Source organism: Streptomyces xinghaiensis S187 (genome assembly GCF_000220705.2).
Taxonomy (GTDB): Bacteria; Actinomycetota; Actinomycetes; order Streptomycetales; family Streptomycetaceae; genus Streptomyces; species Streptomyces xinghaiensis.
Genome location: NZ_CP023202.1, coordinates 4,215,727 through 4,239,923 on the forward strand (window position 1 = coordinate 4,215,727; position 24,197 = coordinate 4,239,923).

Sequence of the window (24,197 nt, forward strand, 5' to 3'; positions counted from 1 at the left end):
CCCCCACCACGTGAGCCGAAAGGGCTGACGCATGAAGTTCACCGACGGCTACTGGCTGATGCGCGAGGGCGTGACCGGCTCCTACCCGGTCGAAGTCCTCGACGTCACCACGGGCCCGGGCACGCTGGAGATCCACGCGCCCACCCGTCCGATCCGCCACCGGGGCGACCTCCTCAAAGGCCCCGTCGTCACGATCTCCTGCACCTCACCCATGCCGGACGTGATCGGCGTCCGCCTCACCCACTTCGCGGGCGGCACCGGCACCGCACCGCACTTCCCGCTCTCCGCACAGGAGGGCTTTCTCCCCGAGGTCTCGTACGACGGGGAGGAGGCGGTCCTCACCTCCGGCAGCCTGTCGCTGACCGCCGGCCGCAAGGGCCCGTGGGCCCTGGACTTCCGGGCCGGCGGGCGGACGCTCACCACCAGCGGTGTCAAGGGCATGGGCATCATGGAGACCGATGACGGCGGCCACTACCTGCGCGAGCAGCTCGACCTGCGGGTCGGGACCAGCGTCTACGGGCTCGGGGAGCGCTTCGGCCCGCTGGTGAAGAACGGCCAGGCCGTCGACGTCTGGAACGCCGACGGCGGCACCTCCAGCGAACAGTCCTACAAGAACGTGCCGTTCTACCTCACCGACGCCGGCTACGGGGTCTTCGTCGACCACCCGGGCCGGGTCTCGTTCGAGGTGGGCTCCGAGGCCGTCTCCCGGGTCCAGTTCAGCGTCGAGGGCCAGGAGCTGCAGTACTACGTCATCCACGGGCCCACGCCGAAGGAGATCCTCCGCAAGTACACCGCCCTCACCGGGCGCCCGGCCCTGCCACCCGCCTGGTCCTTCGGGCTCTGGCTGTCCACGTCCTTCACCACCGACTACGACGAGGAGACCGTCACCTCCTTCGTCGAGGGCATGGCCGAGCGCGGACTCCCGCTCTCCGTCTTCCACTTCGACTGCTTCTGGATGCGCGAGTTCCACTGGTGCGACTTCGAGTGGGACAGCCGCGTCTTCCCGGACCCCGAGGGGATGCTGCGCCGGCTGAAGGAACGCGGGCTGCGGATCTCCGTCTGGATCAACCCGTACATCGCGCAGCGCTCGCCGCTCTTCGCCGAGGGCCGCGACCACGGCCATCTGCTGCGCAGACCGGACGGCAGCGTCTGGCAGTGGGACCTGTGGCAACCCGGCATGGCGCTGGTGGACTTCACCAGCCCGGAGGCCCGCGCCTGGTACGCGGGCAAGCTGAAGCGGCTGCTCGACATGGGCGTGGACTGCTTCAAGACCGACTTCGGAGAGCGGATACCCACCGGCGTCGTCTACGCGGACGGCTCCGACCCGGAGCGGATGCACAACTACTACACCCAGCTCTACAACGAGACCGTCTTCGAACTGCTGCGCCGCGAGCGCGGAGAGGGCGACGCCGTCGTCTTCGCCCGCTCGGCGACCGTGGGCGGCCAGCGCTTCCCCGTGCACTGGGGCGGCGACTGCGAATCCACCTACGAGTCGATGGCCGAGTCGCTGCGCGGCGGACTCTCGCTGGGACTCTCCGGCTTCGGCTACTGGTCGCACGACATCGGCGGATTCGAAGGCACCCCGGACCCGGCTCTGTTCAAGCGGTGGATCGCCTTCGGGATGCTCTCCTCGCACAGCCGGCTGCACGGCTCGTCCTCCTACCGCGTCCCGTGGCTGTTCGACGAGGAGGCGGTGGACGTCCTGCGGGTCTTCACCCGGCTCAAGCTGCGGCTGATGCCCTACCTGGCCGAAGTCGCCCGGCAGGCCCACACCGAGGGCATCCCGATGATGCGGGCCATGGCGCTGGAGTTCCCCGACGACCCGGCCTGCGCGCACCTGGAACGGCAGTACATGCTCGGTCCCGACCTGCTGGTCGCACCGGTCTTCTCGGACGGCGGCGAGGTCGCGTACTACGTGCCCGAGGGGACCTGGACCCACCTCCTGTCCGGGGACCGGGTCACCGGGCCGCGGTGGGTGCGCGAGACCCACGGCTTCCTCAGCGCGCCGGTGCTGGTCCGGCCCGGCGCCGTGCTCCCGCTCGGCGCCGTGGACGACCGGCCCGACTACGACTGGGCGGACGGGGTCACGCTCCGGCCGTACGGTCTCGCGGACGGCGCCGAGGTGACGGTGCGGGTGCCGCCGGAGGCCGAGTACACCGTGCGGCGGGAGAGGGAGGACGTGCGGGTCACCGCGCGCGGCACGGAGGGGAGACCCTGGCACCTGGTCACCGACGGCTCCGGGGAGGATGTCCGGCATGGTCAAGATCACTGACGTGGCCCGGCATGCCGGGGTCTCGCCCAGCACCGTCAGCTACGCGCTGAACGGCAAACGGCCCATATCGGAGGAGACGCGCCGCCGGATCGAGGCCAGCATCCGGGAACTGGGCTACCACCCGCACGCGGGGGCGCGTGCCCTGGCCGGTGCCCGCTCCCACACGCTCGCCCTCGTCATGCCGCTGCGGAGCGGTGTCCATCTGCCGGTCGTCACGCAGTTCGCGATGTCGGTCGTCACCGCGGCGCGCCGTCACGACCACGATGTGCTGCTGCTCACCGGGGAGGAGGGCGAGGACGGGCTGCGGCGCGTCGCGGACAGCGCGCGCGCCGACGGTTTCGTCGTCATGGACGTACAGCTGAACGACCGCAGACTGCCGTCACTGCGCACCCTGCGGCGGCCGTCGGTGCTCATCGGCTTTCCCGCCGAACCGGCCGGGCTGACCTGCGTCGACCTCGACTTCCGGGCGGTCGGCGAGGCATGTGTCGAGCACCTGGCCCTGCTCGGCCACCGCCGCGTGACGCTGCTCGGCTCACCGCCGGAGGTCTACGCACGGGGGACCGGCTTCGCGCGGCGCGTCGCGGACGGCTTCACGGCCGCCGCGGACCGGAACGGCCTCGCCGCCGCGGTCCATCCCTGTGAGGCGGATCCGGCGGCCGCGCCGGCCCTGGTGCGGCGGCTGCTCGCGGAGGGCCCCGCACCCACCGGTGTGGTGATCCACAACGAGGCGATGCTGGGCCCGCTCACGGACGCGCTCCGCGCGGAGGGCCTCCGGGTGCCGGGGGACCTGTCGGTGGTGGCCGTCTGCCCCGACGAACTGGCGGAGCGCTCCTCCGTCCCGCTGACCTCGGTGGCCATACCGGCGGCCGAACTCGGTGCGCGCGCCGTGGACCTGCTGATACGGCGGCTCGCCGGCGATCCCGTGGCGGAGTCCACGCTCCTGCCGCCGCGGCTGACGGTCCGGTCGAGCACGGGACCCCGGGGATAGCGGCCCCCGGGGGACGGCGGCGGCCCGGGGCGCCCGGCCCCGGGCCGTGCGCCCGGTGCGGCGGCCGCTCGGCGGACAAACCCCTCAGACGGCCGGGTCCGACGGGCCGGGAGGCTGGCTGCCACCGGACGCACCGCCCTGCTGCTGCGCGGCCTGCTGCTCTTCCACGGACTGGTGGACCTTCTCCATGTCCAGGTCGCGGGCCTGGCCGATGATGTCCTCCAGGGCCGGCTCGGGCAGGGCCCCCGGCTGGGCGTACACCGCGACGTTCTCCCGGACGACCATCAGCGTCGGGATGGACTGGATGTTGAAGGCCGCGGCGAGCTCGGGCTGGGCCTCCGTGTCGACCTTGGCGAAGACCAGGTCGGAGTGGCGGTCGGCGGCCTTCTCGTACACGGGTGCGAACGTGCGGCAGGGGCCGCACCAGGAGGCCCAGAAGTCGATCAGGACGAAGTCGTTGGCGGAGACGACCTCGTCGAAGTTCTCCTTGGTCAGCTCGACCGTGCTCATATGTCCTACCTGCTTCCAGAGACGTCTTGTTCGTTCTGTTCGTTCTGTATTCGTTCTGTTCGGTCCTCCCGGAACCCCGCCGGCTGCCGTTTCCGGGGACCGGGCTTCCGGAGATCAGGGGGAGCCTGTCCGGATCCCGCCGGTTCATGTGACCGACTTCCCGGAGCGTTGTGAGGATGGCCGGAAAGGGCACTCGGAAGACCCACGAGTACCCGGATACGGAGAGGCGGAACAGGAATGAGCCGGACGCCGGACGCGAGCGCGGCGGGAGCGGTGGAACCGCCCGAGGCAGGAGGAAACGGAGGGGCGGCGGGGCCGGAGGGGACGGGGGAGCGGCACGGGGCACCCGGTGCGGCGCCCGGTCCCGGCCGGACCCCTGCCGGGACCGGTGCGCACAGTCCCCGGGCGCCGCGCGAGCAGGTGTACGACGTGATCGTGCTCGGCGGAGGCGCCGTCGGTGAGCACGCCGCCGGAAGCGCCCGTGCCGCCGGACTGTCCGTCGCCGTGGTGGAGAGCGAGCTGCTCGGCGGTGACTGCTCGTACTGGGCGTGCATGCCCAGCAAGGCGCTGCTGCGGCCGGTGTCCGCGCTCGCCGCGGCGCGGGGCGTCGCGGGCTCGCGGGAGGCGGTCACCGGGCCCCTCGCCCCGGGGCCCGTACTCGACCGGCGGGACGCCTTCGTGTCGCACTGGGAGGACGGCGGGCAGGTGGACTGGCTGCTGTCCGAGGGGGCCGAGCTGGTCCGGGGGCACGGGCGGCTCGACGGACCGCGGCGGGTGGTCGTCCGTCCGGCCGAGGGGCCCGAGCACATCCTGACCGCGCGGCACGCCGTGGTCGTGGCCACGGGCAGCCGGCCCCGGCTGCCGGAGCTGCCGGGGCTGCCCGGCGCGCGGCCGTGGACCAGCCGGGAGGCCACCAGCTCGCGGGAGATCCCGGAACGGCTGGCCGTGGTGGGCGGTGGCGTGGTCGCCGTGGAGATGGCCTGTGCCTGGCAGGCCCTCGGCTCCTCCGTCACGATGTTCGTCCGCGGTGAGGAACTGCTGCGGCGGATGGAGCCCTTCGTGGGCGAACTGGTGGCCGAAGGGCTGGCGGCGGCCGGGGTGGAGATCCGCACCGGGGTGAGCGTGGCCGAGGTGCGGCGGGCGTCGGCCGGCAGCACGGTGACGCTGGTGCTGGACGGCGTCGGGGAGAGCGAGGCCGACGAGGTGCTGTTCGCCACCGGGCGGGAGCCGCGCACCGATCGCATCGGGCTGGAGACGGTCGGCCTGCGGCCCGGCGCATGGCTGGAGGTGGACGACTCCTGCCGGGTCGGGGACGTGGACGGCGACTGGCTGTACGCCATCGGGGACGTCAACCGGCGGGCGCTCCTCACCCACCAGGGCAAGTACCAGGCCCGGATCGCCTCGGCGGCCATCGCCGCCCGCACGCTGGGCGGCGGGGCGCTGGAGACCCGGGCGGCCGAGGACACCGGGCGCTGGGGCGCGCACGCGGCGACGGCGGACTCGGCGGCGGTGCCGCAGGTGGTGTTCGGGGAGCCGGAGGCGGCGTCCGTCGGGCTGACCACCGCGGAGGCCGAGCGCCTGGGGTATCGCGTACGGGCCGTGGACCAGGACCTGGGCGCCGTCGCCGGCGCCGGCCTGTACGCGGACCACTACCGCGGGCGGGCCCGGATGGTCGTCGACCTGGACCGGGAGGTGCTCCTCGGGGCGACCTTCGTGGGGCCCGGCGTGGCCGAGCTGCTGCACTCGGCGACGGTCGCGGTGGCGGGCGAGGTGCCGGTCGACCGGCTGTGGCACGCGGTCCCGGCCTTCCCGACGATGAGCGAGGTCTGGCTGCGGCTGCTGCAGAAATACCGGCAGGGGACGGCTCCGCGGGGGTGACCCGGACCGGGGCGCCCGGACCGGGGCGCCCGGACCGGGGCGCCCGGGCCCGCCTCCGGCCCGGTCCTGCAGCCCTCGGACGCCGTGGACCCCTAGCGGCCCTCGGCCGCGGGCCGCGCTCCCGCCGTGTGGCGGAGCACGGCGGCCGGGCCGCCGCCGTCCGGGACGCCGGCCGGGACGGTGAGCGGTTTGGCGAAGCAGCGGCTGTTCGGCTCGCAGCGGTAGTAGCCGAACTTCGCGGTCGGCAGGTAGCCGCAGGAGGTGTAGAGGGCGATCGCCTCCGGCTGCTTGGTGCCGGTCTCCAGCACCATACGGGCCCGGCCCGCCTCCCGGGCGCTCTCCTCCAGCACGGTCAGCAGCCGCCGGGCGAGGCCCCGGCCGCGGGCCTCGGGGACCACGTACATCCGCTTCAGCTCGGCGTCACCGTCCCGGTACCCCTCGGGGCTGTGGTCCTGCGCACGCCAGCCGCCGGTGGCCAGCGGGGTGCCGTCCGGGTCGTACGCGATGAGGTACAGGCCGGCCGGCGGGTCGAACTGGGCGGGGTCCATCTCCGTGAGGTCCGGGTCGCCGTAGCGCTCGGTGTACTCGAGCTGGACGCGGTCGTTCAGCTTGCGGGCATCGGGATGGTCGAGGCGCACGGTACGGAGCTGCATGGGCGCAATCGTACGGATGTCCCGGGCGGTCGGGGAGCGGAGCCCGCATCCCGGTATCGTGCGCTGGTGCTCACTGTGACCAGCGTGAACGTGAACGGACTCCGCGCCGCCGCCAGGAAGGGCTGGGCGGAGTGGCTGGCGGGGACCGCCGCCGATGTGATCTGCCTCCAGGAGGTGCGCGCCGAGCCGGCGCAGCTGCCGGACGGCGTCCGGGAACCGGAGGGCTGGCACACCGTCCACGCGCCCGCCGCCGCCAAGGGCCGCGCCGGGGTCTCCGTCTACTCGCGCCGGGCCCCCGAGGCGGTGCGGACCGGCTTCGGCTCGGAGGAGTTCGACACCGCCGGCCGCTACGCGGAGATCGACCTGCCCGGCATCACGGTCGGCAGCCTGTACCTGCCCTCCGGCGAGGTCGGCACCGAGCGGCAGGCGGAGAAGGAACGCTTCATGGCCGAGTTCCTGCCGTACCTGGCCGGGCTGCGGGAGCGGGCGGCGGCCGGCGGGCGCGAGGTGCTCGTCTGCGGCGACTGGAACATCGCCCACCGGGAGGCCGATCTCAAGAACTGGCGGGCCAACCGCAAGAAGGCCGGCTTCCTCCCCGAGGAGCGCGCCTGGCTCACCCGGGTCTACGAGGAGGCCGGCTACGCGGACGTGGTGCGGGAGCTGCACCCGGGCGTGGACGGGCCGTACTCGTGGTGGTCGTACCGGGGCCGGGCCTTCGACAACGACAGCGGCTGGCGCATCGATCTCCACGCCGCGACGCGGCCGCTGGCCGAGCGCGCCGTCAAGGCCGAGGTCGAGCGGGCGGCGAGCCACGATCTGCGCTGGTCGGACCATGCGCCGGTGACGGTCACCTACGACGTCCGGGGGCCCGGGGAAGGCTGACCGGGGGCCGAGCGCGGTCTCAACGTCAACCTCCGCTGCCCATTTGCCCACGGAAGAGGCCCGTGGGGATGGGCGGTTCCGGCTCTTCTTTCCTACTCTGGGCGGACCGCTACGGCCGCGCGAGGCCTTCCCGGTCCCGCGAGAAGGAAGGAGCGCCATGCCCCGGAAGAAGCTCACCGCGAGGCGGCACACGCTCAGCCACCGAGTCCGTTACGCGTTGCGCCATCCCGCCCGGGTTCCCCGGTACGCGGTCCGGGCCGGCCGGGACGCCTGGCTGCGGTTCCGCTCACCCGACCACATCGCGTACTACCGCGCGGTGATGCGCTCGGACACGGCCGCCAGTCCGGACGCGGCGGTCGGCAGCCAGAGCCATGAGCGCTGGCTGGCGCTGGGGGCGATGCAGTTCGACTACCTCGCCGGGCACGGGCTGCGGCCGGAACACCGGATGCTGGAGATCGGCTGCGGCAATCTGCGGGCCGGCTGGCGCTTCATCGACCACCTGGACACCGGCCACTACTACGGCATCGACATCTCCCCGGACATCCTCTTCGCCGCCCAGGACACCCTCGTCCGCTGCGGGCTGCGGGAGAAGCTGCCGACGCTGACGCCGGTGCGCGATCTGACGTTCGCCTTCCTCCCGGACGCGTACTTCGACGTGGTGCACGCCCACAGCGTCTTCTCGCATTCCCCGCTGCCCGTGATCGAGGAGTGCTTCGCGCATGTCGGGCGGATCCTGGCACCCGGCGGCTGGTTCGACTTCACGTTCGACCGCACGGAGGCGGAGGAGCACCACGTCCTGCGCGAGGACTTCTACTACCGGTCGGAGACGCTGACGGCCCTCGCGGAGAAGCACGGACTGTCGGCCCGGTTCATGGAGGACTGGGAGAAGCTCCCGCACGGGCAGTCGAAGATCCGTGTGACGCACGGACCGGAGGCGGCGCGGCGCTCCGGCGAGCGGCTCGACGGCGGGGAGACGGTGAGCGGGGCGGCTCCGGCCTGAACCCGGGCCGGCCCGGTTCGGCCCGTTCGGCCCGGTTCGGTCCGCCCCGGTGGTCACGGCGCGGCCGGGTCCGGACCCCCCGGTCCGCCGGGTCCGCCGGGTCCGCCCGGGGCCCGCGGCCCGGGGGTGCGGGCCGTGCGCCAGTCGTCCAGCTCGGCCTGGATGCGGCGTTCCATCGCCATCGCGAGCTCGGCGTCCACGACGACCTTCGCGATGGGGCGCAGCCGCTCCACGGTCTCGGTGATCCGTTCGACCTCCGCCGCGCTCAGTGGCCGCGAGGTGTCGGTGTGGTCCAGGAGGCCGGAGAGGACGTGGGTGCGGAAGAGGCCGGTGAACACCCCGGCGAGCGCTTCGGCGTGCACGCGGACCTCCCGGGCGGCGGCGAGGACGGAGGCGAGCGGCACCCCCTCGTCGACCAGCGCGCTGGAGGCCTCCAGCAGCCGGCGGCTGACGTGCACCACCTCGTCGCCGTCCAGGGCGACATAGCCGAGGTCCAGGGTGGCCTGGAGGTTCTCGGTGGTGACATCGCCCTCGAAGTGGTCGGCCAGCTCCTCCGGGGAGAGCCGGACCGGGGTCTCCTCGGACCAGGGGACGCTCAACGCGCCTTCCAGGCCGAGGAGTTCGCGTACGTCCCGGCCGCTCTCGAAGGCGGCGAGCAGGTCGGCGATACCGCCGAGGGTGTGACCGCGGTCGAGCAGGGCGGCGATGGTCCGCAGCCGCGCCAGATGGTGCTCGTTGTACCAGGCGATACGGCCCTCGCGGCGCGGCGGCGGCAGCAGCTTGCGCTCGCGGTAGAAGCGCAGGGTGCGGACGGGCACGCCGGCCGCGGCGGCCAGCTCCTCCATGCGGTACTCGCGCGGGGCGCCGTCCCCGCCCGTCCCGCCGGTTCCGTCCGGCTGCCCGGTCGCGTTCACCCGCTCCGTCCCGCCTGTCCGCCCGGTCCCGTTCACCCGCAGCGTTCCGCCCGCCCCCTCCGGCCCCGTGCTCGCCTCCGCCGCCCGGCCGGACCCGCTCCTCCGGGCCCGCTCGGCGGCGCTCTGCGCATCCTCGTTCGCCACACCGGAAGCCTAGGGCCTCTCGTCCGGACCGGGCCCGGCTCGCGGGGTCCGGCCTGATCCACGCGCAAGCGCCTGGGACCTGAGGGCCGGGGGAGGGGAGGGGCGGGGGTGCAACCGCCGGTAACTTCTTTTCGTCCAACCCCTACCCACCGGTACGTTCCTGCTCTACTCTCCAAACCGTGCCAGTGATTGCTGGCGCAATTGCCCGGTGATGCACAGCGGTTCTGGAGGCTGGATATGGCGGAGCGGATACGGGAGCACCGGCATCAGCACGTACGCGTGGCCGTGATCGGTTCCGGGTTCGGCGGGCTCGGCGCCGCCGTCCGGCTCCGGCGCGCGGGAGTCACGGACTTCACCGTGCTGGAGCGCTCGGACTCGGTCGGCGGGACCTGGCGGGACAACAGCTACCCCGGCTGTGCCTGCGACGTCCCCTCCCACCTCTACTCCTTCTCCTTCGCCCCCAACCCCGACTGGCCCCGCAACTTCTCCGGCCAGCCGCACATCCGCGCGTATCTGGAGCGGGTCACCGACACCTTCGGCCTGCGCCCCCACATCCGCTTCGACAGCGAGGTGCTGAGCGCCCGCTGGAACACCGAGCGGCTGCACTGGGAGATCGACACGGCGAGCGGCCCGCTCACCGCCGACGTCGTGATCTCGGCGACCGGACCCCTCTCCGACCCCCGCATCCCGGACGTCCCCGGCCTGGACACCTTCCCGGGCAAGGTCTTCCACTCCGCGCGGTGGGACCACGACTACGACATCCGCGGCAAGCGCGTCGCCATGATCGGCACCGGCGCCTCCGCCATCCAGATCGTGCCCGCCATCCAGCCGGACGTGGAGCGGCTCACCCTTTTCCAGCGGACCCCGCCGTGGGTCATGCAGCGCATGGACCGCAGGATCAGCGGGTTCGAACGCCGGCTGCACAGCATGCTGCCGGTCACCGCCACCCTCCGCCGCGGACTGCTCTGGGGCGTGCGCGAGCTCCAGGTCCAGGCCTTCACCAAGCGGCCCCAGCAGCTCGGTCTGGTCGAGAAGCTCGCCAAGGCGCACATGCACAAGGCGATCAAGGACAAGGACCTGCGGGCCAAGCTCACCCCGGACTACCGCATCGGCTGCAAGCGCATCCTGCTGTCGAACACCTACTATCCGGCGCTGGCCCGGCCCAACGTCGACCTCGTCGCCTCCGGCCTCAAGGAGGTCCGCGGCTCCACCCTCGTCGCCGCCGACGGTACGGAGACCGAGGCCGACGCGATCGTCTTCGGCACCGGCTTCCACGTCACCGACATGCCGATCGCCGAACGCGTCACCGGCGCCGCCGGCCACACCCTCGCCGAGGAGTGGAAGGACGGGATGGCGGCCCTCCGGGGCAGCAGCGTGCCCGGATTCCCCAACTTCCTGATGATCATCGGCCCCAACACCGGCCTCGGCAACAGCTCGATGATCCTCATGATCGAGTCCCAGCTGAACTACGCCATGGACCACCTCCGCCAACTGGACGTCCTCGGCGGCACCACCGCCCTCGACGCCCGGCCGGAGGCCACCGGTGCCTGGACCGAGACGGTGCGGCAGCGGATGAAGCGCACCGTCTGGAACACCGGCGGCTGCACCAGCTGGTACCTCGACGCCAACGGCAACAACACCACCGTCTGGCCGGGCACCACCGGCGAGTTCCGCAAGGCCACCCGCCACGTCGACCTCGCCGAGTACGAGGTGCTGCGCGCCCCCGCCCGCACCGGGCCGGAGCCCCGCCCGGCCGCGGCCACCGCCCCGGCCACCGCCCCGGCCACCGCAGCCACCACCCCCAGCCCCGCCCCCACCGCACCCACCACCCAGCCCACAGGGGAGACCGCCGCATGAGCCGCGCCACCCAGAGCCCCGGCGGACGGTACGTACCGCTCGCCGCAGTCCGCGAGCTGACCGTCACCTCCGCCGACGGCTCCCGCGTCCACACCGAGATCTACGGCCCCGAGAAGGCGCCCGCCGTCGTGCTCGTCCACGGCTGGACCTGCTCCACCGCCTTCTGGGCCGGGGTCGCCCGCGAACTCGCCGCGGACCACCGCGTCATCGCCTACGACCAGCGCGGCCACGGCCGCAGCCCCGTCCCCGGCCCCGGCGGCTACAGCACCACCGCCCTCGCCGACGACCTGGAGGCCGTGCTCGCCGCGACCCTCGCCCCGGGCGAGCGGGCCGTCGTCGCCGGCCACTCCATGGGCGGCATGACTGTGATGGCCGCCGCTGACCGGCCGTTCCTCACCGAGCGGGCCGCCGCCGTCCTGCTGTGCAACACCGGAAGCTCCAAGCTCGTCGCCGAGTCCGTGGTGCTGCCGCTGCGCGCCGGGCGGATACGGACCGCGATCCAGCGCGCCGTGCTGGCCTCCAGCGCCCCGCTCGGCCCCGTCAACGGGATCTCCCGGAAGATCCTCCAGTACGCGACCATGGGCCCCCGCGCCACACGGGAGCAGGTGCAGGCCTGCGCCGAGATCGTGCACGCCTGCCCGCGCAAGGTCCGGGCCGGCTGGGCCACCAAGGTCCTCGCCCTCCTGGACCTGGACGCGGGTCTCGGCGGCCTCACCATGCCGACCGCCGTCATCACCGGCACCGCGGACCGGCTCACCCCGCCCGTCCTGTCGCGGCGGATCATCGACGCCCTGCCGAACAGCGCCGGGCTCACCACCCTCGACGGCATGGGCCACATGACGCCGATCGAGGCGCCCGACGCGGTCTGCTCCGTGCTCCGCGGACTGGTCCGGGACCACCTCCGGACCGGTCCGGGGCACCTCGCCGGCGACGGCGCGGCAGGCGGCGGGCCCGCCACCGCGGAAACCACCGCGAAGGCCACCGGGGACCTGGTCGGGGAGGAGTCGGCATGAGCGGCGGAAAGGGAAAGCGGAAGCTCGCGGGGCAGGTCGTCGTCGTCACGGGCGCCGCGCGCGGCGTCGGCGAACTGCTGGCCCGCAAACTCGCGGCCCGCGGCGCCAAGGTCGCCCTGCTCGGGCTGGAGCCGGAACTGCTCGCGAAGGTGTCGGACGACATTCCCGGTGAGACCGGCCACTGGCACGTCGACGTGACGGACTTCGAGGCGATGGACCGGGTGGCCCGCGAGGTCAAGGAACGGTTCGGGAGGATCGACGTCGTCGTCGCCAACGCCGGAGTGGCGGCCGGCGGGCCGTTCACGGACTCCGACGCCGTCTCCTGGAACCGGGTGATCCAGGTCAACCTGATGGGCAGCGCCACCACCGCCCGCGCCTTCCTGCCCACCCTGACGGAGAGCCGCGGCTATCTGCTGCAGATCGCCTCGCTCGCCGCCATCACCCCGGCGCCCATGATGTCGGCGTACTGCGCCTCCAAGTCCGGTGTCGAGGCGTTCGCCCACTGCCTGCGGGCCGAGGCCGGATACAAGGGCGTCAAGGTCGGGGTCGGCTACCTCAGCTGGACCGACACCGACATGGTGCGCGGCGCCGACCAGGACGAGGTGATGCGCGAACTGCGCGCCCGGCTGCCCTGGCCGGCCAACCGCACCTACCCCCTGGAGCCGGCCGTCGACCGGATCGTGGCGGGCATCGAGCGCCGCTCGGCCCACGTCTACGCCCAGTGGTGGCTGCGCGGCATGCAGTCCGTCCGCGGCTACCTCCCGGGCATCATCGGGACGATCGGGCAGCGCGAGATGCGCCGCGCGGAGCCCAAGCTGAGCACCACGGGCGTCACCCGGGGACTCGTCGGCGCCGGCGGCGCGGCGGACGAACAGGCCCGCGGGGAACGCACCGGATAGCGCCGCGCCGGCGGCGGGACGGCTCGGGCAGCCGGACGGCGCGGAACGGGGACGCGGGAGCGACGGGGCGGTGGGGGACGGCCCGGCGGTGAGGCCGCGGGCCCCCGCCCGTCCCTGGGAGCCCGCCCCGGGGAGCCCGTCCCACCGAGCGAGGGCGCACTTGGGCGACGGGTGCGCCCCTCCCCGCTTCTCCGGCGCGGGAACCCGGGACAGCCGCCCTCAGATGCCCATGTCCTCCACCTCGCTCATGTCGGCCCGGCCCGTCCTGGCCGCCTGCTCCTCCCGGGACTCCTTCCCGGACTCCTCCCCGGACTTCTTCCGGGATTCCTCCCGGGATTCCTCCCGGGACTTCTGCGCCCGCCGGGCCTTCCCCGCGTCCTCCGCCGTGCTGTCACTCCGCCGCGCGTCTCCGCCGAACTTCTGGAGCTTGTTGCGCTCCTGCGGGGTCTCCTCGCGCGCCTCGCCCCCCGCCCGGTCGTGTTCCCGGGCCCACTGCTCCCGCCGGTCCCGCGGCTCGTCCCGCGTCTCCTTACGGCCCCGCTTCCGCGCCGCTTCGCGCGCCTTCTCCTGGAACTCGTCCCGGACGCCCATCCTGCGTTCTCCCTTGCCTCGGACTTCCTGTGGATCCCCGTGCTCCCGTGGTCGTCACCCCCGTCACCCCCGTCCGCTCCGCCTTCCCGGCCCGCCACGGGATGATCCCGGGGCCGTTAGGGTCAGCCCTTGCGTGGTGGCAGCGGCGGGCGGCTGCGGCCCGGGATGTCCGAGTGGTCCGGCGGGCTCGCCGGCGGATGCTGCTCCAGCAGTTCGAGGGCGAGATGCACCGCGTCGTCGAACTGCTTGTGCCGGCTCTCCGCCCAGTCGAGCGGGGTGCGGTCCACCTCGATGTCCGGTTCGACGCCGTGGTTCTCGACGCCCCAGCCGTAGCCCTCGAACCAGGCGGCGTTCATGGGCACGGTGATGACGGTGCCGTCCACGAGCCGGTGCCTGCCGGTCATCCCCACCACGCCGCCCCAGGTCCGCAGGCCCACCACCGGTCCGAGACCGAGCAGTTTGAAGGCGGCGGTGATCATGTCGCCGTCGGAGGAGGTCATCTCGTCCGCGAGGGCGACGATCGGCCCGCGCGGCGCGTTGGAGGCGTACGAGATGGGCTGGGCGTCCCGGGTCAGATCCCAGCCGAGGATGGTGCGGGTCAGCTTCTCGACGACCAGTTCGCTGATGTTGCCGCCCGCGTTGCCCCGTACGTCCACGATGAGGGCGGGCCGGGCCATCTCCATCCGCAGATCCCGGTTGAACTGGGCCCAGCCGGAGCCGCCCATGTCAGGGATGTGCAGGTAGCCGCAGCGGCCGCCGCTCAGCTCGTGGACCACCGCCCGGCGCTTGGCCACCCAGTCCTGGTACCGCAGCGGCCGTTCGTCGATCAGCGGCACGACCGCGACCCGCCGGGACGGGCCCTTGGCCGCCGCCGTTGCCGCCGTGGCCGCCGTCCGGGCCGCCTCCGCCTTCGTCTCCTCCTTCGTTTCCGCGCCCGTCTCCGCGCCCGTCTCCGCCTCCCCGGCGTCCCCGTTTCCGCTCCGTTCGGAGACCGGCGGCGTAAAGGTGAGTTCGACGGTGGTGCCCCCCGCCGCCGCCAGCAGCGGATACGGCCCGGCCACCGGGTCCACCGGCCGCCCGTCGACATGCGTGAGCACCGAGCCCTCGTGGACCCCGGAGCCCGCGAGCGGCGAGCGCGCCCGGGAGTCCGAGGACTCGCCCGGCAGGATCCGGCCGACCACCCAGCGGCCGTCCCCGGTGCGGTGGAGGTCCGCGCCGAGCAGGCCGATCGCCCGCTGGTAGTGCGGCGGTCCCTCGTTGCGCCGGGCGGGTGCGACATAGGCGTGCGAGGTGCCCAGCTCGCCCATGACCTCCCGCAGCAGATCCGCGAACTCGTCGGGGGAGGCGACCCGTTCGACCAGCGGACGGTACTGCTCCAGCACCGCGTCCCAGTCGATGCCGCACATCCCCGGGTCCCAGAAGTACGCCCGGACGATCCGGCCCGCCTCCGCGTACGCCTGCCGCCACTCGGCCCCCGGGTCCGCCTCGTGCATGATCCGCCGGAGGTCGAGATGGACGATGGTGTCCGTGTCGGGCAGATCGTTCGACGGTACGGCGCGCAGATCGCCCTCGTCGTTGATCACCAGCCGGGTGCCGTCGCCGCTGACCTCGAAGGAGTCGAGGTGGACGGCCAGTTCGGTGCGCTTGGCCTTCACCAGGTCGAAGTGTTCGAGCGTGGGGCGTCCGGTCATGTCGGCCGGGTTGGCGAAGGTCTCGCCGAGCGCGCCGGAGATGGGCCACCGCAGCCACACCAGTCCGCCGCCCGCGACCGGCCGCAGCGAGGAGTACTTCGAGGCGGCGACGGGGAACGGCGTCACCCGGCTCGCCAGCCCGCTCACCTCGACGAAGACCGAACCGTCCCCCTCCGCGTCCTCCGCGTCCAGCCCGCCGGCCGCCGGGCGCCCCTCCGCCGACAGCGCGAAGGGCGAGGGCGTCGTGGACGACAGCGGCACCAGATACGGGCGGCAGCCGAGCGGGAACGACAGATCGCCGGTGTGCACGTCGTACACCGGGTCGAAGCCGCGCCAGGAGAGGAAGGCCAGGTAACGGCCGTCGCGGGTGAAGACCGGCTGTTCGTCCTCGAAGCGGCCGTCGGTGACGTCGATGATCGTCCGGTCGATGAGCCGGGCCAGTTTGATCTGCCGCAGCGAGCGCCCGATGCCCGGATGCGACCAGGTGATCCAGTCCGAGTCGGGGGAGAAGGCCAGGTCGCGCACCGGGCCGTTGACCGACTGGACCAGCTCCACGCTCTCGCCCTCGCCCTCCGGCAGCGCGTCGGCGATCAGCAGCCGGCCGTCATGGGTGGCGATGGCCAGCAGTTCGCCGTCGGGGGAGGAGACCAGTTCGTGCACGCGGCCGATCCGGCCGCCCGCGATCCGGCGGCTGTCGCGGCCGCCGCTGGCCCGGGGCAGATAGGCGATCTCGATGGCGTCCTCGCCCTCGGCGTCCGTCACATAGGCGACCCGGCCGGTGGCGCCGAGGACCTCCGGCATCCGGATGCGCACCCCGGGAACGTCGGTGATCGTCCGGGCCGGGCCGTCGCGGTGCGTGAGCCAGTAGAGGCTGCCGCGGACGCAGACGGCGCTGGCCCGGCCGGTGTTGTCGACCGAGAGGGAGTTGACGTTCGCGGCGGCGGGCACCTGGTAGCGGCGGCGGCCGGCGCGCGGGGCGCCGAGGCGGACCGGCACCTTCCGCGGGACCCCGTCCGGACCGAAGTCCTCGGCCAGCCAGAGATCCCCCGCGCACTGGTAGACCACCCGGGATCCGTCGGTGGAGGCGTGGCGGGCGTAGAAGTCGGCGTGGTCGGTGTGGCGGCGCAGGTCCGAGCCGTCGGGCCGGCAGGAGTAGAGGTTGCCGACCCCCTCGTGGTCGGAGAGGAAGGCGATCCGGCCGCCGACGAACATCGGGCAGTCCAGATGGCCGTCGAGATCGGGCAGCAGCCGCTCGCCGTCGAGGAACAGCCGTCCGGTGGCGCCGCCGCGGTAGCGCTTCCAGGCGGCGGGCTCGTGCGGGGGCTTGCCGGTGAGCAGGAGGGTGTGGCGCTCTCCGCCGCTGTCCGTGCAGGAGATGTGGGAGACCGGGCCCCAGGGCAGCCGGTCGCCGGGACTGCCGTCGGTCGGCACCCGGTACGCCCAGGAGAAGTACGAGAACGGCTGGCCGTGCGAGGCCACGGCGAGGACGGTGCCGTCGGGGCTCCAGCCGCAGACCCGGGTGTCGGTGCTGCCCCAGTGGCTGAGCCGGCGGGCGGGACCGCCCCGGACCGGGACCAGGTGGATCTCCGGGTCCAGGCTCCGCCAGGTGGTGAAGGCGATCTGCCGGCCGTCGGGGGAGAAGCGGGGGTGGCCGATCCGGGTCCGGTCGACGGTCAGCCGCCAGGCCCGCTCGGGCTCGGTGCCGGCGCCGCCGCCGGGGTCCTCGCCGCCGCCCGTACCGCCGTGTTCATCGTCGCCCTCGCCGCCGCCCCGCGCCGGGAGCCGGGCAAGCCAGAGATCGTCCTCGGCGGCGAAGCAGAGGAGATCACCGTGGAGGTGCGGAAACCGGAGATACGCGCCATCGGTCACCTTTTCCATGGTTCGGGGGCGGGCGGGGGGCGGCAACTCGTGGCGGTGGGGAGGGGAGGAGTGGGGTGGGGTGGGGGCGCCGGCACGGCCGTGCGGTGATGCGCGTGATGCGCGGCACACATCGAAACGTTGTCGTTTCGTTCGGGGCGCCCCTAGGATCTGCTGTACGAAACCGTTTCGTTCAAGTGGACGGAGCGGGTGGCCGGTTCGCCCGGCTTCTCCCGCTTTCCCACGGCTCTTTCCGTTCAGGAGGTCCGGATGCCGACCGAGGAGGCCGCGCAGCCCGTACGCCGCACCCGGCTCACCGCGGAGCGCGAGGCCGAGCTGTTCGGTGCCGTCCTCGACCTGTTGCGGGAGGTCGGTTACGACGCGCTGACCATGGACGCGGTCGCGAGCCGCACCAGGTCCAGCAAGGCGACCCTCTACCGCCAGTGGAGGGGCAAACCGGAACTGGTCGTCTCCGCGCTCCGGCACGAAGCCCCGGTCGACCTGATGCGGGTCGACACCGGATCGCTCCGCGGTGACATGCGGGCCATCGCCCGGCACATGGACGAGGGCCAGTGCGTCAAGGACGCCGAGCTGCTGAGCGCCCTCGGCCACGCCGTGCACCGGGACGCCGAGCTCCACCAGGCCCTGCGGGAACTGCTGATCGAGCCCGAGGTCCGGGCGCTCGACCAGATGCTCCAGCGTGCCGTGGACCGGGGCGAGCTGGCCGCGGACTCCCCGGCCCGGACGTATGTGCCGCACATGCTCATCGGCGGAGTCGTCTCCCGCTACCTGATCGAGGGGGTGTACGCCGACACGGGCTTCCTCGCCGGTTACGTCGACTCCGTGATCCTCCCGGCCCTCGGCGCCTAGCCGTATCCGGGTCCTCCCGGCCCCGGTCCTTCCGGCCCGCGCACGCGGCGACCGATCCGCTCACAGCACGCCCGCAACACGCCAGCAGCACTCCACAACTGAAGAAGCACCCGGCACGCGGCGCCCCCGGCCGCCACCGGGCGGGCCCGGTGCGGCCTCGTCCGGCCGGCGGGCCGGCTCCGCGCCGCCCGCGCACCGCCTGCAGACCGCGCACTCCCGCGCCACGACCGGGGTCCCGCCCCGCTCCGGCCGGCGCGGCTCGCCGCGGGACCCGCCCGCCGCAGGCCGTATCCGATCGTTCCGTCCGCATCCGCCCGTATCCGCCCGCCCACCACGAACGTCCAGCACACCCTTACCCCTCACGACCATCCGACCCGACGGGAGACCACTTCTCGTGGCCACGTTCCTGTACCGCATCGGCCGGCTCGCCTTCCGGCGACGCTGGTTCGCCACCCTCATATGGACGGCGCTGCTGGCCGGTGTCGGCATCGCCGCGGCGACCGCGCCCGGCCCCGCCGGCAACTCGTTCTCGATCCCCGGCACCGAGGCCCAGCGCGCCTTCGACGTCCTGGAGGAGCGCTTCCCGAACGCCGCGGCCGACGGTGCCACCGCCCGCGTCGTCTTCCGCGCGCCCGACGGCGAGAAGATCACCGACCCGGAGAACAAGGCGGCGGTGCGGGACGTCGTCGGCGAACTCGCCGACGGTGACCAGGTCGCCGGGGCCCCGGACCCCTTCCGGACCAAGGCCGTCAGCAAGGACGGCACCACCGCCTACAGCCAGGTCTCCTACGAGGCCAATTCCTTCGAGCTGACCGAGAAGTCGCGCGAGGAACTGCAGGCCGCCGCCGAGAACGGCCGTGAACTGGGCCTGACGGTGGAGACCGGCGGCGACGCCCTCCAGGCCATCCCGGAGACCGGAAGCGGCGAGATCATCGGCGTCGTCGTCTCCGCGATCGTGCTCGCGATCACCTTCGGTTCGCTGATCGCGGCAGGGATGCCGCTGATCACCGCCCTGATCGGGGTCGGCGTCGGCGTCGGCTCCATCACCGCGCTCGGCAGCGTGCTGGACCTGTCCAGCACCACCTCGATCCTCGCCACGATGATCGGTCTCGCCGTGGGCATCGACTACGCGCTGTTCATCGTCTCCCGCTACCGCGCCGAACTGGCGGACGGCCGCGAACCGGCGGACGCCGCGGGCCGCGCCGTCGGCACCGCGGGCTCGGCGGTCGTCTTCGCCGGGCTGACCGTCGTCATCGCCCTGGCCGGACTCTCCGTCGTCAACATCCCGATGCTCACCAAGATGGGCCTGGCGGCGGCCGGTACGGTCGTCATCGCCGTCCTCGTCGCCCTCACCCTGATCCCGGCGGTGCTGGGCTTCGCGGGCGACCGCGTCCTGGGCCGCAGGGCCCGCGGGGCCCGCAGGGAGGCAGCTGCGGCGGAGAGCGCCGGCTCCGGTGACGGCGGGGCCCGTGACGGTGACGACGACTCCGGCACGCCCGGGGCCGGTGCTCCGGCCAAGGAGAACATGGGCACCCGCTGGGCGCGCTTCGTCCTGCGGCGCCCGGCCGCCGTGCTGATCGTGGGCGTGGTCGGACTCGGCGCCCTCGCGGTACCGGCGACGGACCTGAGCCTCGGCCTGCCGGACGACGGCAGCCAGCCGACGAGCACCACGCAGCGCAAGGCGTACGACATGCTCTCCGAGGGCTTCGGCCCCGGCTTCAACGGGCCGCTCGTGGTCGTCGTCGACGCGGACGGCAGCGACGACCCGAAGGCGGCGACGGGGCGTGTGACGGACCGGGTCTCCGGCCTCGACGGCATCGCCACCGTCACCCCGGCGCAGTTCAACAAGGCCGGAGACACGGCCATGTTCAGCGTCATCCCCGCCTCGGAGCCGACCGGTGCCGAGACCGAGGAGCTCGTCGCGGACATCCGCGCCCAGTCCGATGACCTGGAGGCCGATACCGGCGCGCGGACCCTGGTCACCGGCACCACCGCGATGAACATCGACGTCTCGCAGAAGCTCAACGACGCCCTGCTGCCCTATCTCGCCCTGGTCGTCGGGCTCGCCTTCCTGCTGCTGACGGTCGTCTTCCGGTCCCTGCTCGTCCCGCTCAAGGCGGCGCTCGGCTTCCTGCTGTCCGTCGTGGCGGCGCTCGGCGCGGTCGTGGCCGTCTTCCAGTGGGGATGGCTCGGCGGACTCTTCGGCGTCGAGGAGACCGGCCCGATCATGAGCATGATGCCGATCTTCATGGTCGGTGTGGTCTTCGGCCTGGCGATGGACTACGAGGTCTTCCTCGTGACCCGGATGCGCGAGGCCCACGTCCACGGGGAGACCCCGCACCAGGCCGTGGTCACCGGTTTCCGGCACGGGGCCCGGGTCGTCACCGCGGCCGCGGTCATCATGATCAGCGTCTTCGCCGGCTTCATCGGCTCCTCCGACTCGATGATCAAGATGATCGGCTTCGGGCTCGCGATCGCCGTCCTGTTCGACGCCTTCATCGTGCGCATGGCGATCGTCCCGGCCGTACTCGGACTGCTCGGCAAGGCGGCCTGGTGGCTGCCGCGGAGCCTGGACCGGGTGCTGCCGAACGTCGATGTGGACGGCGACGGGCTCCAGCGCGAGCTGGACCTCCACGAGGAGGCCGCAGCCGCCGGTGCCGGCACGGGCAAGGGCACGGGTACGGACGCCGACGCCGATACCGGTGCCGGGCGTGCGGAGCAGGCGTCCGGAGCGGGCCGGGCCCGGTAGGCACGTCGCGGCGGGCGGCCGCCCCCGGATCGCCGCCCGCCGCCCCGGAACGCGAGACTCCGGTGCCCCGGTCCCAGCGGAGCCGGGAGACACCGGACGGTGCCGCCCCGTGGGGACGAGGCGCGGCACCGAACCAGCCCCCGGTGGCATCAGCCGTCCAGTACGGACGCCACCGGGGGCTTCGGCCTGCGCCCCTCACCGCATGTGGTGCGCGGGCGGCGCGGGGCGGTGATTCCGGAAAGCCGGGCGCTCTTGCAACTCATGTGCAAGTGCGTACTACTCTTGAGTGGTCGAACAGGACAGGCCGGCCCAAGTGAGTAGAGCGGAGCCTCCCCATGCACGTCCCCGACGGGTTCTTCGACGCGCCCGTGTCCGTGGCCACCGGAGCCGTCGCCGCGGCCGCGGTGGCGGTCGGTCTGCGCGGCGCCCGGCGCGAACTCGACGAGCGCACCGCGCCGCTGGCCGGGCTCGTCGCCGCCTTCGTCTTCGCCGTCCAGATGCTCAACTTCCCGGTCGCGGCCGGCACCAGCGGCCATCTGCTCGGCGGGGCGCTCGCCGCCGTCCTCGTCGGCCCGTACACCGGCGTGCTGTGCATCTCCGTGGTCCTGCTCATGCAGGCCGTCCTCTTCGCCGACGGCGGCCTCACCGCGCTGGGCGTCAACATCACCACCATGGCCGTGGTCGGCGTCCCCGTCGCCTACGCCGTCTTCCGCGGTCTGGTCCGGCTGCTGCCCCGGGCCCGCGCCTCCGTCACGGCCGCCTCCTTCCTGGCCGCGTTCCTCTCCGTACCGGCCGCCGCCGCCGCGTTCACCGGCCTCTACGCCCTCGGCGGCACGGCCGATGTGGCGCTCGGCAAGGTCTTCGCCGCCATGGTGGGCGTCCACACACTCATCGGCATCGGTGAGGGCGTCATCACCGCTCTGACCATCGGCGCGGTCATCGCCGTCCGGCCCGACCTCGTGTACGGCGCCCGGGGCCTCGGGCGGCCGGCGCGCCTCCTCACCCACGGCTCCGCCGGCGCACCGGCCCGCCCCCGCCCGGCCGGCACCACCGCCGACTCCGCGGCCGACTCCGCGGCCGACTCCGCAGCCGTCGCGGCCACGGCCACAGCCACGACCGGCTCCGCCCCGGGTACCAACAGCACCCCCGACTCCGGCGGCACCGGCCGGAACACCGACAGCAAGGAGGCGACCGCCTGATGTCCGCCACCCGCCCCCGAGGCCCGCGCACCCGGCTGCTGTGGATCACCGGCGTCCTCACCGCCCTGCTGCTCGCCGGGGTCGTGAGCTACTACGCCTCGGCCAGTCCCGACGGCCTGGAGAAGGTCGCCGCCGAGCACGGCATCGACCGGAAGACCGAGGAGCACGCGGCCAAGGACTCCCCGCTCGCCGACTACCAGGCCCGCGACATCGGAGACCCCCGGCTCTCCGGCGGGCTCGCGGGCGTCGTCGGCGTCGGCGCCACCCTCGCCCTCGGCACGGGTCTCTTCTGGCTCGTACGCCGCCGCCCGCAGGACGGCCACGGGGAGGACGCCGCACCGCAGGGCGCCGCACCGCAGGATGCCCCTGAGCGGGACGCCCGAGCGGAGGGGAGCCCCGAAGCGGAGGCGTCCGGCGCAGCGGCCCCGGCGGCTGACGGCACCGCCCCCCGCACCACCACCGGCACCGCGTCCGGTGGGGAACGGGCCGCCACCGCCCGGGGCGAGCGCTAGCCATGGGCGCGGGCCACGCCCACAAGCTCTACCGGCACGGCCACTCGGCCGTGCACCGGCTGCCGCCGCACTGCAAGATCGCCGCGGCCTTCGGCTTCGTCCTCGCCGTGGTGGCCACCCCCCGTGAGGTCTTCTGGGCGTTCGGGGCGTACGCCCTGCTGCTCGCGGCGACCGCGGCGGCGGCGCGCGTCCCGGCGGGTTTCCTGCTGAAGCGGATGCTGGTCGAGGTGCCGTTCGTCGCCTTCGCCGTCCTGATGCCGTTCGTCGCCGAGGGGGAGCGCACCGACGTGCTCGGCCTGTCACTCTCCGTATCCGGACTCTGGGGTGCCTGGAACATCCTGGTCAAGGGCACGCTCGGCGTCGCCGCCTCCGTGCTGCTGGCCTCCACCACCGAACTGCGCGAACTGCTCCTCGGCCTGCAGCGCCTGCGGATGCCGCCGATGCTCGTGCAGATCGCCTCCTTCATGATCCGCTACGGGGACGTGATCACCGACGAGATGCGCCGGATGCGGATCGCCCGGCTCTCCCGCGGCTTCGAGGCCCGCGGCGTCCGGCACTGGGGCGTGCTGGCCAAGTCCGCCGGGGCCCTGTTCATCCGCTCCTACGAGCGCGGTGAACGGGTCCATCTCGCCATGGTCAGCCGGGGGTACACCGGCACGATGCCCGTGATCGACGAGGTGACCGCCACCCGGTCGCAGTGGGCCCGCGCCGCCGCACTGCCCGCGGCCGCGCTCGCCGTGTGCCTGACGGGGTGGTCCCTGTGACCGCTCGCGTTCCTCCCGCCGTCCCGCCTCCCGTTCCCGCCCTCGGCCCCGCCCCGGCCCCCTCCCCGCCCCTGCCGCCCAGCCCAATGGAATGGACACCGTGACCCCCGCCCCGGCCGCAGCCTCCTCCGCCGTCCCCGGCCCGGACGCCGTCCCCTCGCTGGAGATCACCGGCCTCGCCTACGCCTACCCCGACGGCCACCAGGCCCTCTTCGGCGTCGACCTGACCGTCGGGCGCGGCGAGCGCGTCGCCCTGCTCGGCCCCAACGGCGCCGGCAAGACCACCCTCGTCCTCCACCTCAACGGCATCCTGGGGGCCGACGCGGGAACGGGAGCGGGCACGGTACGGGTGGCCGGACAGCCCGTCGTGAAGAAGAACCTGGCCGAGGTCCGCCGCCGCGTCGGCATCGTCTTCCAGGACCCGGACGACCAGCTCTTCATGCCCACCGTCCGCGAGGACGTCGCCTTTGGCCCGGCCGCCGCCGGACTGCGCGGCGAGGAACTGGAGAGCACGGTCGCCCGCGCCCTGGAACGGGTCGGCATGGCCGGCTACGCGGACCGGCCGCCGCACCATCTGTCGTTCGGCCAGCGCCGCCGGGTCGCCGTCGCCACCGTCCTGGCCATGGAGCCGGAGATCCTCGTCCTGGACGAGCCCTCGTCCAACCTCGACCCGGCCTCGCGCCGGGAACTCGCCGACGTGCTGAGGTCCCTGGACGTGACGGTGCTCATGGTCACCCACGATCTGCCGTACGCCCTGGAGCTCTGCCCGCGCTCCGTCGTGCTGAGCGGCGGGGTCATCGCCGCCGACGGCCGAACCCAGGAACTGCTGGCGGACGAGGAGTTGATGCGCGCCCACCGGCTGGAGCTGCCCTTCGGCTTCGATCCGTCCTCGGTGACGGTGCCCACACGCTAGAGACCGAACGGAGCCGCCACCGAACCGAGCGGAATCCGTCA

The 24,197-nt window shown here is 73.5% G+C and carries 18 protein-coding genes and 1 pseudogene; 14 read left to right on the forward strand and 5 right to left on the reverse strand.

Annotated features, from left to right (window positions below; translation table 11 throughout):
- The first annotated feature begins 31 nt into the window (after positions 1-31).
- A complete protein-coding gene (gene yicI, locus SXIN_RS18135; RefSeq protein WP_019711800.1) occupies positions 32-2,272 on the forward strand; it encodes an alpha-xylosidase in 2,241 nt (746 codons plus the stop codon).
- Positions 2,256-3,260, forward strand: a complete 1,005-nt coding sequence (locus tag SXIN_RS18140) for a LacI family DNA-binding transcriptional regulator (RefSeq protein WP_019711799.1) — start codon at positions 2,256-2,258, stop codon at positions 3,258-3,260. The genes yicI and SXIN_RS18140 overlap by 17 nt, the downstream gene beginning before the upstream one ends.
- 84 nt (positions 3,261-3,344) lie before the next feature.
- On the opposite strand, the gene trxA is transcribed toward SXIN_RS18140, so the two are convergent.
- On the reverse strand, positions 3,345-3,770 hold the full coding sequence (trxA, locus tag SXIN_RS18145) for a thioredoxin (RefSeq protein WP_019711798.1): 426 nt from the start codon (positions 3,768-3,770) through the stop codon (positions 3,345-3,347).
- A gap of 429 nt (positions 3,771-4,199) precedes the next feature.
- Between trxA and SXIN_RS18150 the strand changes: the two genes are divergently transcribed.
- On the forward strand, positions 4,200-5,648 hold the full coding sequence (locus SXIN_RS18150) for a dihydrolipoyl dehydrogenase family protein (RefSeq protein WP_420341059.1): 1,449 nt from the start codon (positions 4,200-4,202) through the stop codon (positions 5,646-5,648).
- A 92-nt stretch (positions 5,649-5,740) separates the two neighbouring features.
- Here SXIN_RS18150 and SXIN_RS18155 read toward each other — a convergent pair whose 3' ends face one another.
- Positions 5,741-6,301, reverse strand: a complete 561-nt coding sequence (locus SXIN_RS18155) for a GNAT family N-acetyltransferase (protein ID WP_192883603.1) — start codon at positions 6,299-6,301, stop codon at positions 5,741-5,743.
- 66 nt (positions 6,302-6,367) lie between these two features.
- Here SXIN_RS18155 and SXIN_RS18160 point away from each other — a divergent pair, with 66 nt between their 5' ends.
- The gene (locus SXIN_RS18160) at positions 6,368-7,183 is read left to right on the forward strand and encodes an exodeoxyribonuclease III (protein ID WP_039824416.1); all 816 of its coding nucleotides are present in this window, start codon (positions 6,368-6,370) and stop codon (positions 7,181-7,183) included.
- Positions 7,184-7,340: 157 nt separating this feature from the next.
- Complete coding sequence (locus tag SXIN_RS18165; RefSeq protein WP_019711795.1) at positions 7,341-8,183, forward strand: class I SAM-dependent methyltransferase; 843 nt, start codon at positions 7,341-7,343, stop codon at positions 8,181-8,183.
- A 53-nt stretch (positions 8,184-8,236) separates the two neighbouring features.
- Here the strand turns inward: SXIN_RS18165 and SXIN_RS18170 are convergent, their stop codons facing one another.
- Entirely contained in the window at positions 8,237-9,028 is a 792-nt protein-coding gene (locus tag SXIN_RS18170; protein WP_095758091.1) for a MerR family transcriptional regulator, read from the reverse strand.
- Between the two features lie 450 nt (positions 9,029-9,478).
- Here SXIN_RS18170 and SXIN_RS18175 point away from each other — a divergent pair, with 450 nt between their 5' ends.
- The 3 genes from SXIN_RS18175 to SXIN_RS18185 are packed head-to-tail and all read left to right on the forward strand — an operon-like array spanning position 9,479 to position 13,010.
- Positions 9,479-11,098: a flavin-containing monooxygenase gene (locus SXIN_RS18175; protein ID WP_095757228.1), complete on the forward strand. Its 1,620-nt coding sequence runs from the start codon at positions 9,479-9,481 to the stop codon at positions 11,096-11,098.
- A complete protein-coding gene (locus tag SXIN_RS18180) occupies positions 11,095-12,111 on the forward strand; it encodes an alpha/beta fold hydrolase (RefSeq protein ID WP_019706185.1) in 1,017 nt (338 codons plus the stop codon). The genes SXIN_RS18175 and SXIN_RS18180 overlap by 4 nt, the downstream gene beginning before the upstream one ends.
- The gene (locus SXIN_RS18185) at positions 12,108-13,010 is read left to right on the forward strand and encodes an SDR family oxidoreductase (protein WP_019706184.1); all 903 of its coding nucleotides are present in this window, start codon (positions 12,108-12,110) and stop codon (positions 13,008-13,010) included. Before SXIN_RS18180 ends, SXIN_RS18185 begins: the two co-directional genes overlap by 4 nt.
- Before the next feature lie 219 nt (positions 13,011-13,229).
- Here the strand turns inward: SXIN_RS18185 and SXIN_RS18190 are convergent, their stop codons facing one another.
- Both SXIN_RS18190 and SXIN_RS18195 read right to left on the reverse strand, forming a co-directional pair.
- Entirely contained in the window at positions 13,230-13,601 is a 372-nt protein-coding gene (locus SXIN_RS18190; protein WP_019711792.1) for a splicing factor U2AF large subunit, read from the reverse strand.
- A gap of 122 nt (positions 13,602-13,723) precedes the next feature.
- Positions 13,724-17,170, reverse strand: a complete 3,447-nt coding sequence (locus SXIN_RS18195) for a S41 family peptidase (RefSeq protein WP_019711791.1) — start codon at positions 17,168-17,170, stop codon at positions 13,724-13,726.
- Positions 17,171-17,419: 249 nt separating this feature from the next.
- On the opposite strand from SXIN_RS18195, the gene SXIN_RS18200 reads away from it, so the two are divergent.
- The 6 genes and pseudogenes from SXIN_RS18200 to SXIN_RS18225 all read left to right on the forward strand — a co-directional run bounded on the left by SXIN_RS18200 (position 17,420) and on the right by SXIN_RS18225 (position 24,156).
- Entirely contained in the window at positions 17,420-18,019 is a 600-nt protein-coding gene (locus SXIN_RS18200) for a TetR/AcrR family transcriptional regulator (protein ID WP_019706494.1), read from the forward strand.
- 394 nt (positions 18,020-18,413) lie between these two features.
- The gene (locus SXIN_RS18205) at positions 18,414-20,768 is read left to right on the forward strand and encodes an MMPL family transporter (protein WP_019707085.1); all 2,355 of its coding nucleotides are present in this window, start codon (positions 18,414-18,416) and stop codon (positions 20,766-20,768) included.
- Between the two features lie 335 nt (positions 20,769-21,103).
- A complete protein-coding gene (locus tag SXIN_RS18210; RefSeq protein ID WP_238153800.1) occupies positions 21,104-21,967 on the forward strand; it encodes an energy-coupling factor ABC transporter permease in 864 nt (287 codons plus the stop codon).
- 32 nt (positions 21,968-21,999) lie between these two features.
- Positions 22,000-22,479: pseudogene (locus tag SXIN_RS18215) on the forward strand (PDGLE domain-containing protein); the annotation flags it as partial.
- A 2-nt stretch (positions 22,480-22,481) separates the two neighbouring features.
- Positions 22,482-23,243 carry a cobalt ECF transporter T component CbiQ gene (gene cbiQ / locus SXIN_RS18220; RefSeq protein ID WP_019711789.1) on the forward strand — a complete coding sequence of 254 codons (762 nt, stop codon included), beginning with the start codon at positions 22,482-22,484 and terminating at the stop codon, positions 23,241-23,243.
- Between the two features lie 91 nt (positions 23,244-23,334).
- A complete protein-coding gene (locus SXIN_RS18225) occupies positions 23,335-24,156 on the forward strand; it encodes an energy-coupling factor ABC transporter ATP-binding protein (protein ID WP_050931233.1) in 822 nt (273 codons plus the stop codon).
- Positions 24,157-24,197 lie beyond the last annotated feature (41 nt).

Excerpts from the sequence above, each read along its gene's own strand:
- yicI (WP_019711800.1), top strand. The coding sequence starts at position 32 with ATGAAGTTCACCGACGGCTACTGGCTGATGCGCGAGGGCGTGACCGGC.
- SXIN_RS18140 (WP_019711799.1), top strand. The coding sequence starts at position 2,256 with ATGGTCAAGATCACTGACGTGGCCCGGCATGCCGGGGTCTCGCCCAGC.
- trxA (WP_019711798.1), bottom strand. The coding sequence starts at position 3,770 with ATGAGCACGGTCGAGCTGACCAAGGAGAACTTCGACGAGGTCGTCTCC.
- SXIN_RS18155 (WP_192883603.1), bottom strand. The coding sequence starts at position 6,301 with ATGCAGCTCCGTACCGTGCGCCTCGACCATCCCGATGCCCGCAAGCTG.
- SXIN_RS18165 (WP_019711795.1), top strand. The coding sequence starts at position 7,341 with ATGCCCCGGAAGAAGCTCACCGCGAGGCGGCACACGCTCAGCCACCGA.
- SXIN_RS18170 (WP_095758091.1), bottom strand. The coding sequence starts at position 9,028 with ATGGAGGAGCTGGCCGCCGCGGCCGGCGTGCCCGTCCGCACCCTGCGC.
- SXIN_RS18175 (WP_095757228.1), top strand. The coding sequence starts at position 9,479 with ATGGCGGAGCGGATACGGGAGCACCGGCATCAGCACGTACGCGTGGCC.
- SXIN_RS18180 (WP_019706185.1), top strand. The coding sequence starts at position 11,095 with ATGAGCCGCGCCACCCAGAGCCCCGGCGGACGGTACGTACCGCTCGCC.
- SXIN_RS18185 (WP_019706184.1), top strand. The coding sequence starts at position 12,108 with ATGAGCGGCGGAAAGGGAAAGCGGAAGCTCGCGGGGCAGGTCGTCGTC.
- SXIN_RS18190 (WP_019711792.1), bottom strand. The coding sequence starts at position 13,601 with ATGGGCGTCCGGGACGAGTTCCAGGAGAAGGCGCGCGAAGCGGCGCGG.
- SXIN_RS18195 (WP_019711791.1), bottom strand. The coding sequence starts at position 17,170 with ATGGAAAAGGTGACCGATGGCGCGTATCTCCGGTTTCCGCACCTCCAC.
- SXIN_RS18200 (WP_019706494.1), top strand. The coding sequence starts at position 17,420 with ATGCCGACCGAGGAGGCCGCGCAGCCCGTACGCCGCACCCGGCTCACC.
- SXIN_RS18210 (WP_238153800.1), top strand. The coding sequence starts at position 21,104 with ATGCACGTCCCCGACGGGTTCTTCGACGCGCCCGTGTCCGTGGCCACC.
- cbiQ (WP_019711789.1), top strand. The coding sequence starts at position 22,482 with ATGGGCGCGGGCCACGCCCACAAGCTCTACCGGCACGGCCACTCGGCC.
- SXIN_RS18225 (WP_050931233.1), top strand. The coding sequence starts at position 23,335 with ATGGACACCGTGACCCCCGCCCCGGCCGCAGCCTCCTCCGCCGTCCCC.